Below are 12,531 nucleotides of genomic sequence, written 5' to 3' on the forward strand. Positions count from 1 at the left end.
ATTCTAAAGTTCCAGAATTATGGGAAGACTCCTCGTACAGTTCAGTTTCAGTCCCCGCAATGGGGAAGTAATTCTAAAGTCAAGAATATGGCGATAATGCGCTATTCTTATACGTTTCAGTCCCCGCAATGGGGAAGTAATTCTAAAGTATAAAGTGCCTATCGCATCTGTTGAGGATTTCCGTTTCAGTCCCCGCAATGGGGAAGTAATTCTAAAGGTATCTATCCCAGTTGAATATCTACTATGAGGACGTTTCAGTCCCCGCAATGGGGAAGTAATTCTAAATATTCAAAGATATAGATGTCTCTGGCTATACATTCTACGTTTCAGTCCCCGCAATGGGGAAGTAATTCTAAAGCTAAATTTCATTATCTTACAGCAAAAGAAATTGCGTTTCAGTCCCCGCAATGGGGAAGTAATTCTAAAGAAGATAGCCCAGGTTTTATAAAAGAGAAATTTAATGTTTCAGTCCCCGCAATGGGGAAGTAATTCTAAAGCCTTAAAAGCCGAGCAAAAAGAAGCCGTCAGTGCGTTTCAGTCCCCGCAATGGGGAAGTAATTCTAAAGTCTAGTCTCCTAGCTAAGACCTGGGCATGTCTTAGTTTCAGTCCCCGCAATGGGGAAGTAATTCTAAAGTTAATTAAAGACCTGGGCATGTCATTAAACTGCCGTTTCAGTCCCCGCAATGGGGAAGTAATTCTAAAGTCAAGAAGGAATTTTCTTTAACTCATTGACTATTAGTTTCAGTCCCCGCAATGGGGAAGTAATTCTAAAGGATGAGAATGAAGTACATGAGGCATCTAATGTAGCGTTTCAGTCCCCGCAATGGGGAAGTAATTCTAAAGTCGAATATTACGACAGAACCTCATTGCACGCATATAAGTTTCAGTCCCCGCAATGGGGAAGTAATTCTAAAGAAGATAGCTATAGAGGTCAACAATAAAACAGTTGGTTTCAGTCCCCGCAATGGGGAAGTAATTCTAAAGGCCACCCCTTAGAAACCGCATAACCAAGCCTCTCAAAATGCACTTTCCGACTGAGATCGCAACTTTGAAAAAAAGCATTAGCACTACATTTCAAAAGCAGCTCTGAGACCGCATGGCCACTGGGTCGGCTGAGATTTTGATTTTCTTTAGAATTTTTTCGTAAAATAGCTCACTTTATAAATGTTTTTATAAAATAGTTCGCAAATCTTATCTATGTAGGACTATATCATACTTTGGGAAATCTTTCAAGGGATTTTTTGTTTTTTCACAAGAAGGTTGATCAACTTAACTATCGGGACTTTTATAATGGCACAAATATAAAAAAGAGTATACTGATGATAGATACTTCAGAAGAAGTCATTTCTGAAGAAAGGTATATAGCAAATAGAAAGGAGGCTATTCATGGCATCGCTATATATTACAGAACCAGCTGCTAAGATTCGTAAGAGTGGGGGATATTTCGTCGTAGAGTTGGGTGAGGAAATAGTGCAAAAGTTACCAATCGAGACCGTAGAAGATATTACCGTCTTGCACTCTGTAACGGTTTCTTCACAAGTGCTGACGGAATGCATGTTACAGTCCATACCGATTACGTGGATATCCAATTATGGGCACTACTATGGATCGTTGTGGGGACCAGATTCGATAGATATTGAAAAACATATGCTGCAATTTCAACGAGCACAAGATTTCGACTTTTCTTTGCAAATTTCAAAGGTGATGATTCTTGCCAAGGCTAGAAACCAGATGACTCTGTTAAAGAGACACCATCGTAAGGACATGGATGACATTGTAAAAGCTAAGATTGCGGAGATCAACATGTTGTTGCCAAAGATTAGTACGGCTCATTCGGTGAATCAGTTGCGTGGCTTTGAAGGGAGCGTGAGTCGCAGTTATTTTGAGGCGGTGGGGCGCATTGTACCAGAATCCTTTGCTTTCACGAAGCGTAGCAAACGTCCACCAGAAGATCCTTTCAACGCCATGCTGGGGTTGGGCTATAGTATGTTATTCAACGAAGTGCTAGGAGCTGTCATGCATGTGGGACTTCATCCTTATGTAGGGCATATGCATGCCATCCGAAGGGGGCATGCTGCGTTGGTATCAGATTTGATGGAGGAGTGGCGTGCACCGATTGTAGATGCCCTCTGTTTGAGTCTTATCTCACGGAATATGATTACCCCAGACCATTTCCATACCGTGGAGCATGGTTGTTATTTAACGAAAGAGGGGCGAAAGATTTTACTGTATCAGTATAATAAAAAGTTACGCTCCACCCATCAGTATTGGGGAGAACCTTATTCGTATCGTGATTCCATCCAACGTCAATGTCGTTCTTACGCATCGGCCATGACGAATAATACGGTTCCTATGTATTTATCATTTGAGATGTATTAAGTTAGAAATAGGAGAAATAGCATGAATTTTTCATTATTACAAGAGAAGTATCCTATGTTACAGGTATTAGGCCAAGAGGCGGAGAATGCGATGCATCAAGATGCAATGGTGTATTATGGTAAGTTATTGTGTTTCGGGGAAGCCTTTGTCAATTATTTGTATGATGAATTAAATCTGCCGAAACAAGAGGGTGAGACCTTAGAAGTGCGTGTATCACAATCGGATTTTGTGGACAGTGTGCCAAAGGAGATTGTGAATAAACTGCGCTTGTTACAGCTATATGGGGACATGACGATGCAAGGTGCAGTACAACATCTATTGGGCTGGCATACGAAACGGGGGATGAAAGATGCTTACTTGCTAGGTCGATGGCTCTTTAAACTATTTGTAGATTGTGAAAGAGAGTATCCGCCGTATGTATTTCCTATGCTTTCAGAATCTCCAGAACCAGTGGCACCCATCGATGTGCAGAAAGAATTATATCGGATTCAAGGCGAGATGAAAAAGGTGCATAGCAGTATATCGTATACGATGACACCAGAGGAACGGAAGGAATGCAATCGAGAATATCGTTCAGAAGGGATTGAGGTGTTACGACAAGATAGTATGCTCTATGAGGGAGAGTCGACAGAGCAATGTATTCGAGAGGTACAAGCTATGATAGGAACAGCCATCCGTGAAGCACAGATGGTATCTTCTACCACACAAGTGGCGCAGGCGACAGGAGAAAGCGTTACACCACAAGTTTCCCCTACAATTGTACAAGAGTTACAGGCCGTGGACGACTCCAAGGAAGTACCGGTAGATGACTTTCTTGATGACAACTTTGTACAACGCCGTGTGCTCACACCGTGGCACTGTATGCGTGAAACGGGGCAAGCATTCTGTCGCTTATTGGTGCGTATGCTAGGAGCACGATATTACACGATTTCACACATTGTAGAGCACGATTACCAGATTGTTTTCACCGTCCAAGGCGATGCTGGCTACGGGTCATATATGGTGTATTACAAGAAAAATGGCAAGGTCTCTCGTGTGCTACCACAGGAATCGACCCTCGACGAGGAACTAGATGTGATTATCATGGGGTTAGAGGGATGTTCTATCTTTGTAGCACCTGAAAGTCCCACAAGATATGACACTAGCCAATCTACATCACGGGATATGGTAGGCACAAGAACTGCATACTTAGATAGAATGATTCCTATAGGTGAAGCAGTTGATTCAGCAGTGGATACTTTCACCTATCCGAAAGGTCCAGTGGGAGGGATAAAAGTGTACATGAAGTGGATTGAGGAAGAGCTGAGTCCACAGGCAATTCGAATCGTGCGCATGGAGCAAGGTCAATTCCATATTCGAACCACCTTTGCTAAAGGGCGTGAAGTGGCGGTGTTTAACCTTTATTATAATCGGTTGGGGCAGATGACGCGCGCCATTCCATTGGAGTCAAAGTCGACCAGTCTAGAGTTTGTAGAGACCGTGTTAGATATCATTAGCCCTAATCAGATGAGTTATTGGGTGAGCACCTAAATAGGGGCAATATGGTTAGCAAATTGCGTAAAAAGTATATGACAAGGTAATTTATAGCCATTACAATACAAGTATATGGCTATGGCTGTGAGAGAACTAAGGAGATTGAGATGAGAGATACAGAGGAAAGAAATCCATTTGGATTTGTTATGGATAGATACCAAGGGGCAACAGATGAAAAGCCAGAGGTAATGTATAAAGAGGTATTTGATTTGCGTAAAGCAGGCAAGCTAGACGAAGCCTATACGAAGGCGTTGCGTTTGATGGAGCAACCCAATCTAAGCGACTGGGATATAAAGGCCTACGGATATGTACTGATGTCCTTGATTAAACGTGATGTAGAAGGTGGTCATGATGATCAAATTAGTACCTATGTGTCGGCATTGCGGAATTTACAAGTAGAGGGTGACGAGGTATTTGAAAATAACAAAAATAAATCCCTTCGTCTCTGTGACCGCGGATACCAACAGATAGAGAGATTGGTGAAAGCCAAACGATACAAAGAAGCGGCATCTCTAGCACGTGACGCATACAAAGCAGACCAATCTAATGAAAATATGGAACGCTTATATTGCCAAACTCTATTCAATGTGGTGAAAGAAGAAGCACAGAAACCAAAACCAAAAGCAAGACCTGTGAAAGGTTATGTAGATGCGTACTTTGAATTGCCAGGCAAAACCCGTGCATTTTACGATCAACATATATGGAACCATATTAGCAAGTTAGAAGATGAGCAAGGAGATCTGAATGTAGGGCAGTATTATTTGGCGACTATGGAAGAGAACCTTCCTTACGATGCCTATACAGGAGAACGTAAAGAACGTATATCGAATACACCACAAAAAGGGTCTGCTCGTTGGCCCTCTATGTATGGGAAAATGGCGAAAGTTGTGTTAAGGTATTTACTTATTTGCAATGACACGAACTTAATACAGGAAGTTTGTGAATCTATAAAGGGTCATGAATATAGACTAGACGATGATGAGAAATGGGTAATTACTTGGAATCGAGCAAAAGTATGGATGGCACATAAGGAATATGCTGAGGCTCGTAAGTGTGTACTAGCTATGATTGAGCAGAAAGGCAAAGAGTATTGGACTTGGAGTGCCTTAGGAGATACATATCTTGTGGAAGATGCATCTCTGGCAGCCTCTGCCTACTGTAAAGCCTTGTTATGCAAGCCACCAGTAAAATATGGAGCACCTTTAAAATTAAAACTGGCTAGATTATTGGTGAAAGAAAATTTCGTAACAGAATCAAGTATCGAGGTGGCAGAAGTTATAGCGAGCCAGGGTGAAGTGGGCAAGAAAAGCTATGAGGAAGCTGTGAAACTTAGTCAATCTCCTTGGTACATAGCTGATGTGGCAGGTCAAGAGAATCGAGCATTTTATAGACAGCATAAAAATAAAATTCTTACCCATTTATATGATTCTGTCGAATGGAATACAGGCATGATGCTGGGAACTTTCACCCATAATACGAGAAAGTTCTATAAAATAGCCTTTGATTTGGAAGATGGTGAGGTGCCTATCGAAGTAGCAGTAACGAAGGCAGAACTAGATGGGATTACCTTTGAAGAAGGGAAGTTTGTACGTGCTAAGTTAGAATGGTATAGGGATGCTAGGAATTGTGAGAAAGCTAGAGTTCTGGTGATAGAAGAGTCGGATTCAGTTGAGGACTTCTTGGCTATGGAACCTGGTGTAGTGGAGTATATTAATGAATCCAAGGATGTAGCGCATATTAGAACAAAACATGGAGATATGGTATACTTACGCGATGCATCTGCTAATGCGGTAAAAATATATACAGATGTAAAAGTCTCTTATACACGCTATAATGGACCTAATTATAGTAGAAAAACAGCCATTCATAAGATAGAGATATTGCCAGAACCAGAGCTAGAAGAAATAAAGGTAACTGTACGTGGTCGTGTTACAATAGATAGTAGCTATAAATATTATAATGACCGTAACGACTATTATAATAATGACGACGATGACAATGATGCTGACTATATGGAATATAGTGCTGAACTGAAATGGAATGAGTATAGCTGCTTAGAGAGCGAGAAACATCCAGGAGCGTGTATAAAAATTAGCCAGCAATTGGTAGATGAACATTCGTTAGCTACGGGCGTTATAGTGGAAGGAACAGCTTTGAAGTGTTATGGTAAACATAAATATGATACATATTGGAAGTTACTAGACATTGTTGATCTTCAATATATGAACGAAACCGATGAATCCCCTTGACATTCCCAGTGTAATAGCGTATACTAATTGAGTATTAACAAGTAGAAGCCATCCGCTTCTCACCTAATGTCATGAAATGTTGGGTACAGATAGTTACAAACTATGCTCGGATGGCCTTGTGCCATCCGATTTTTTTATCCCTTTGGAGGTGACTAGTATTAGCAAAGATACACCGCGTATTAATGAAGAGATTCGTGCTCGTGAAGTTCGTGTCGTAAGTGCAGATAATGATCAGTTAGGTATTATGTCTGTTCGTGATGCCTTAGCTATGGCAGAAGAACAACATTTAGATCTAGTAGAAGTAGCACCTAATGGTAAACCACCAGTTTGTCGTATTATGAACTATGGTAAATACCGTTATGAGCAACAAAAACGCGAAAAAGAAGCAAAGAAGAAGCAAAAAACTTTCACATTGAAAGAAGTTAAGCTTCGTCCTCACATCGAAGATCATGATTTTTATGTAAAACTTAAAAATGCAGCTAAATTCTTAGGTGATGGTAATAAAGTTAAGGTAACGATCATGTTTCGCGGTCGTGAATTGAGCCACCCAGAATTGGGGCTTAATGTGCTGACTCGTTTTGCTGGTGAATTAACTGACCAAGCGGTTGTTGAAAAAGAAGCGAAACTAGAAGGCCGAAACATGACAATGATTTTAGCTAAAAAAGGTAATTAGGAGGAAGAATAATGCCAAAGATTAAAACTCGTCGCGCAGCGGCTAAACGTTTCCAAGTAACAGGTAGTGGTGAATTCAAACGTGCAAAAGCTTTCAAAAGCCATATTTTAGAGAAAAAATCTCCAGCACGTAAACGTAATCTTCGCAAAGCAACATTGGTTAGCAAATCTGACTACAAACGTGTAGTAAAATGCTTACCATATGCATAAGATGCAAATATTTTAGTAACATATAACGATATTGGAGGAATACAATAATGGCAAGAGTAAAAACAGGCGTAACAGCGCATGCACGTCATAAAAAAATCTTAAAATTAGCTAAAGGTTACCGCGGTACACGTTCTCGCTTATTCAAAAAAGCAAACGAATCCGTAATGAAAGCATTATACTATGCTCGTCGTGACCGTCGTGCTAAAAAACGTGAGTTCCGTAAATTATGGATCGCTCGTATCAATGCAGCAAGCCGTATCAATGGTTTATCCTACAGCCGTTTCATCGCTGGTTTAACTAAAGCTGGTGTAGAAATCAACCGTAAAATGTTGGCTGACTTGGCAGTACATGATGCAGCTGCATTCGCAAAATTAGTGGAAATCGCTAAAAACGCGTAAGACAAATAGATACTAACCTATACGATAGGTTGTGAATAGAAGGACAGTCCCTTAGGGCTGTTCTTTTTTTATGCACTTTATTCATAGTGTTTATTTATAATGGTTTTTGTAAAATTATTCTTTATCATAACTATATTTCATAATCAAAAGGTCTGTCATATTAAGGATAAATAGGGTATAATTGGGTTGTTTTATGCTTTAATCTCATGAACGCATGTACAATGGTGATATTTGTTCATGAGATATGTTTGAAAGTATCTGTGGGCGCAGTACTTTCTATGTCTATAGGAAAGGGAAGACAGAATGAAAAAAAGATGTACGTCTGTAACAAAGATGGTAGAAACCGACATCCTTGAGAACTACTCTCAAAAAATGGGGGGGGTAAGAAGCTTTAGTTCTGCTGTAGCAGCATGTGTGTTGGCATTAACAGTGGGAACTGTGGTACTGGTGACACCAGTCACAGTGGATGCGGCTGGTCAAGTATTAGGCGGTCTTACCACTGAAAATACAGCACCAGGTGATGGTAGTGTTGTAGTGGGCGGTGGTAAAGCTGGAGAGCCTAATGTGGCAGAAGGTGAGAATAGTGTTGTAGTGGGTGGCAGTAAAAATACTGCAGAAGGCCCGCATACCACCATTGTAGGTGGCTATAAAAATATAGTTCATGAAGAGATTAATAATGGATCTATTTTAGGGGGACATAAAAACCAGATTGAGGCCCATGGAGGATTAGTTGGTAATTATGCAACTATCAGTGGTGGTGAAGATAATATTGCCTATGGGGAAGCCTCCTCAATTTCTGGTGGTACACAACACGGTACCTATGGGAAATATAGCTCTATTTCTGGTGGTCGTGGTAACAATGCCGGTGGTGAGATTGGTTCTGTTATGGGTGGCTCGATTAATAATGCAGATGGATTTGGAAGTACTCTTGTTGGTGGTTTAGGCAATACGGGTGCTGGCATGTGGTCTACTGTATTTGGTGGTAGTAAAAATGAATCTGTTGGTGTAGGTGCTGCAGTACTAGGCGGAGGTGGCCGTGAATTTACTGGTAGTAGGTATTTGACACATAAAAATGTAGCGAATGGTGAATATGCAACTATTGCTGGGGCCCGTGATGCGATGACCGTAGGAAATGGCAGTACTATCGTAGGTGGGACTAAGGGATTAACTCTTGGGGTAGCCTCTACATCAATTGGTGGTGGTTTTACAGGTGCTAAGGCTGAAAGTAGTGTAGCAATTGGACACAAAGCAGGATCTTTAGTTAAATATGGTACAGCAGTAGGGCATGAAAGTGTGGCTACAGTAGAAGGTACAATTGCGTTTGGTCATGATGCTGGTGATGTATCAGGATATACTGTTAAATATCCTGATAAAGAAGTGACTACACATTTAGGTGCAAAAAAAACCGTGCCTGATTATGAAAAAACACCGACCATTACAGAAACAAAATATACAGAAGCTAAATACAATCGCTTAGTGAAGGTCGCAGATGGTGTGGATGCTCATGATGCAGTGACGGTTGGTCAATTGGAAACTGCTTTGGGGCAATTACAATCTACAGGGGCGAATTTAGAAACTTCTGTGAATCAAGGAACGGCGTCCAGTTATGCACTAGCAGCCTTACAACCTAATTTCAGTGAAGGAGAAACGGGTCTGGGCTTAGCTGTAGGGTTTGGACATTACCATGGACAATCTGCCACAGCATTAGGTGCCTTCTACAGACCAAATCAAAACCTACAGTGGAATCTAGGGGCTGTGATTGGAAAAGGAAATCAAGGCTTTAATGGTGGATTTAGTATCAAAGTAGGACCTGAAACTAAGAAAACAGTAGATGCTTCTACTGATGCTAGAATCGCACAATTAGAACGCCGTATTCTAGAATTAGAGCAAGGAAGACGTTAATTGTCATACTCTAGGTATGTATTGGCTTATGTGTATCAGGTGTAATCAATCCTACACTTTTCACATATTTTGTAATGGTGTGAAAATAGGGGGATCCCCTTTGCGTATAAGTTGATAGCTATAGATAAAAAGAATAGTAGTTGTATGAGAGCTGTATCTTAGGGTATGGCTCTCATTTTATATACGGTATGTAGGGCTACTCGGTGTTATAGAAGTGCATAGATGCGTATGTAGATACATCGAGGTAGGAGAGAATGATAAAGTAGTAGTAAAAAAATAAACATGCCTTTTCTGGATAGCTTTCACTATACAATAAAGGCATGTTACGTAATGACGTATTTAATTATTTAAAGAATCGACCAATCACAGGTAGTCGAGCACCATCGTTTTTATTTAATCCTTTCAGTACAATCATGATAGCTATATAGATAAGCGCACCTATGATGGCGGTGATCATAATGTTAAAGAAGGTAGGGATACTGCCTTGTAAGAGTGGATAGAAATAGTACATAGCTACGCCCATGATGGAGGCGGAGATGATGTTTTTACCCAATAAGATAAGGTCGATAAAGTATCTAGTGTGACGGTGAATCCAAATGAGGTTCAATAGGGCAGCAAATCCGATGTCTGCTACTGTTGCGTAGGCAGCACCACCAATACCTAGTACAGGAATGGCCGTTAATTCCCAGTTTAAGATGACTTTCACAATGGCTGCGATACCCATATTAATAACGGGAATCCGTGGTTTTCCTAAGCCTTGTAGGATGCCAGTTGTCACTTGGTGTAGCCCTAAGAAGAAGATGGCCCAGGCTAAGATTTGTGTGGCTTCTGCTGCACGTGGTGCGTTATAAATGGTGGATACTACTGGTTCTGCCAAAATGTATAGCATCACCGTGAAAGGAATGGTTGCCACAAAGGTTAGTCGCATGGATCCAGCTGTACGATAGTAGACTTGTTTGATATCCTTAATGGATACAGCGTTGGAAATGGCTGGCACAATGCTTGTTGCAATGGCTGCGGTAATAATAGTAGCTAGATTGATGAGAGGCACTGCCATACCAGATAAATAGCCGTAGAGTTCTGTAGCTTCGTGTAGTGGATATCCGATATCAATCAATCGCCGTGGAATGATGGCTACATCGAGCATGGCTACGATAGGTAACATCATGCTGGCCAAGGCGATAGGAATGGACAAGTTGATTAAACGACGAATGATGGACTTGGAACTTTCAGGTGGTTCTGATATCGCCATCGGTTCATCTAATCGTTTTGGTAGGCGATAATAATAGTACATGAGTACCACTAAGGCGCCGACTGCGCCGATACCAGCGCCCAGACTCGCACCACCAGCAGCTACATCCAATCCATAAGGAAGCAAGATATACGCTGCACCGAGCATGACTACAACACGTAGTAATTGTTCTACAATTTGGCTAATCGCTGTAGGTGTCATCATTTGCCAACCTTGTAAGTAGCCTCGATAGCAAGAAATGAGGGTGACAAAGAATACCGCAGGTGACAAGGCGATTAATGAATAGTATGCCCTAGGGTCTGTAATGAAGTTGATGTCAATAAGCCATTGTGCAGAACCATACACGGCGATACTGAATAATAGACCGAGAACGAATAGCATTTTAAATGAAATGGAAAATACTTTTTTGGCTCCCAGTAAATCGTGTTTTGCTAATTTTTCCGCGGTCATAATAGAAATGGCAATAGGGATTCCTGCGCTGGATAGCTGCAGCGCCAATAAGTACGCTGGAAATGCCATTTGGTAGATACCGATACCCTCACCGCTGAGAACACGGGATAAGAAAATCCAGTTCAAGCTACCAATAGCTTTCACCACAAATCCCGCAATCGTCAAGATGAGCGTACCCTGTAAAAATCGATTAACCATGATATCTCCTATACTGAAAGATTCTACTGAATCTGATAAAGACTTACTTTTAATTGTACCATAGAATAGGTTGTCTCTCAATTAGATATGGCAAAGACACTTTAAATTATATGGATATAGTATGATGTCACCATGAGCGATTCAGTGATATGGTCTAGGTTCATATTGAATAGGACCCCCTAGATACTGTATAATAATAGTGTTATATAATCATTAATAGTGTATGTATATATACCACAAGGAGGCCAATTATGCCATTAGTATCTACGAAAGAGATGTTTGAGAAAGCCTATGCTGGCGGCTATGCCATTGGTGCGTTCAATGTAAACGACATGGAAATTATCCAAGGGATTGTGGATGCGGCAAAGGTAGAGCAAGCTCCATTGATCTTGCAAGTATCTGCAGGGGCTCGTAAATATGCTAAACCTGTGTATTTAACAAAATTGGTGGAAGCAGCTTTAATCGATACGGATCTTCCTATTGCTTTGCATTTGGATCATGGTGATGACTTTGAAATCTGTAAAGATTGCATCGACAGCGGCTTTACTTCCGTTATGATTGATGGTTCTAAACACCCTTTTGAAAAGAATGTAGAATTGACTGCTCGTGTAGTAGAATATGCGCACAAACATGGTGTTGTGGTAGAAGGCGAATTAGGTCGTCTTGCTGGCGTGGAAGATGACGTAAACGTTAGCGAAAAAGATGCGCTCTTCACAGACCCAGAGGAAGCAGCTGAGTTCGTTCGCTTAACTGGCGTAGATTCTTTAGCCATTGCTATCGGCACAAGCCATGGGGCGTATAAATTTAAAGGCACTCCATACTTAGACTTTGACCGTTTACAACGTGTAGGCGAATTGTTACCGAACTTCCCAATCGTATTGCATGGTGCATCCTCTGTACCACAAGCATTCGTAGAAAAATGTAACTCCTTTGGTGGTGCTATCCCGGGTGCGCAAGGTGTACCTGAAGATATGCTTCGTAAAGCAGCCACAATGGCAGTGTGCAAAATTAACATCGATACAGACTTGCGCTTAGCTATGACAGCAAGTATCCGTGAAGTGTTAACAACTAATCCTGCCGAGTTTGACCCTCGTAAATACTTGGGACCAGGCCGTGAAGCGATTCAAGCAATGGTACAACATAAAATTAAAAATGTATTAGGTTGCAACAACAAAATTTAAATTGATTTTAGAAAGCTGACATACCCTTAGGGTGTGTCAGTTTTTTTGAAAGAATACATCCTTTTTTTGACGGCAATGGTAGAACAGGGCGAGCTTTCATCGTTCA

9 protein-coding genes, 1 CRISPR repeat array and 1 other annotated feature are annotated in these 12,531 nt (G+C 41.1%); of the genes, 8 read left to right on the forward strand and 1 reads right to left on the reverse strand.

Translation table 11 applies throughout. From position 1 onward, the window contains the following. Nucleotides 1-44: 44 nt before the first annotated feature. Nucleotides 45-985: a CRISPR direct-repeat array (repeat unit 35 nt; unit sequence GTTTCAGTCCCCGCAATGGGGAAGTAATTCTAAAG). A 402-nt stretch (nucleotides 986-1,387) separates the two neighbouring features. From cas1 to EO125_RS08400, 7 genes are all read left to right on the forward strand, one after another. Then, nucleotides 1,388-2,380, forward strand: coding sequence for a CRISPR-associated endonuclease Cas1 (gene cas1 / locus EO125_RS08370; RefSeq protein WP_127148498.1), 993 nt, complete (start codon nucleotides 1,388-1,390; stop codon nucleotides 2,378-2,380). A 21-nt stretch (nucleotides 2,381-2,401) separates the two neighbouring features. After that, nucleotides 2,402-3,910, forward strand: coding sequence for a hypothetical protein (locus tag EO125_RS08375; protein WP_127148499.1), 1,509 nt, complete (start codon nucleotides 2,402-2,404; stop codon nucleotides 3,908-3,910). 110 nt (nucleotides 3,911-4,020) lie between these two features. After that, complete coding sequence (locus EO125_RS08380) at nucleotides 4,021-6,162, forward strand: hypothetical protein (RefSeq protein ID WP_127148500.1); 2,142 nt, start codon at nucleotides 4,021-4,023, stop codon at nucleotides 6,160-6,162. A 33-nt stretch (nucleotides 6,163-6,195) separates the two neighbouring features. Further along, nucleotides 6,196-6,305, forward strand: a sequence feature (ribosomal protein L20 leader region). Between the two features lie 5 nt (nucleotides 6,306-6,310). Next, complete coding sequence (gene infC, locus EO125_RS08385; RefSeq protein ID WP_009354125.1) at nucleotides 6,311-6,835, forward strand: translation initiation factor IF-3; 525 nt, start codon at nucleotides 6,311-6,313, stop codon at nucleotides 6,833-6,835. Between the two features lie 11 nt (nucleotides 6,836-6,846). Next, nucleotides 6,847-7,044, forward strand: a complete 198-nt coding sequence (gene rpmI, locus EO125_RS08390) for a 50S ribosomal protein L35 (RefSeq protein ID WP_009354135.1) — start codon at nucleotides 6,847-6,849, stop codon at nucleotides 7,042-7,044. Nucleotides 7,045-7,091: 47 nt separating this feature from the next. Continuing rightward, the gene (gene rplT / locus EO125_RS08395) at nucleotides 7,092-7,442 is read left to right on the forward strand and encodes a 50S ribosomal protein L20 (RefSeq protein WP_126939044.1); all 351 of its coding nucleotides are present in this window, start codon (nucleotides 7,092-7,094) and stop codon (nucleotides 7,440-7,442) included. 303 nt (nucleotides 7,443-7,745) lie between these two features. Next, entirely contained in the window at nucleotides 7,746-9,344 is a 1,599-nt protein-coding gene (locus EO125_RS08400; protein WP_240630458.1) for a YadA-like family protein, read from the forward strand. 343 nt (nucleotides 9,345-9,687) lie between these two features. Here EO125_RS08400 and EO125_RS08405 read toward each other — a convergent pair whose 3' ends face one another. Beyond that, nucleotides 9,688-11,244, reverse strand: a complete 1,557-nt coding sequence (locus EO125_RS08405) for a polysaccharide biosynthesis protein (protein ID WP_127148501.1) — start codon at nucleotides 11,242-11,244, stop codon at nucleotides 9,688-9,690. Nucleotides 11,245-11,495: 251 nt separating this feature from the next. Between EO125_RS08405 and fba the strand changes: the two genes are divergently transcribed. After that, nucleotides 11,496-12,425, forward strand: coding sequence for a class II fructose-1,6-bisphosphate aldolase (gene fba / locus EO125_RS08410; RefSeq protein ID WP_127148502.1), 930 nt, complete (start codon nucleotides 11,496-11,498; stop codon nucleotides 12,423-12,425). The last annotated feature ends 106 nt before the right edge of the window (nucleotides 12,426-12,531 follow it).

It is taken from the genome of Veillonella sp. VA139, assembly GCF_003992005.1.
In the GTDB taxonomy this organism is placed as follows: Bacteria; Bacillota; Negativicutes; order Veillonellales; family Veillonellaceae; genus F0422.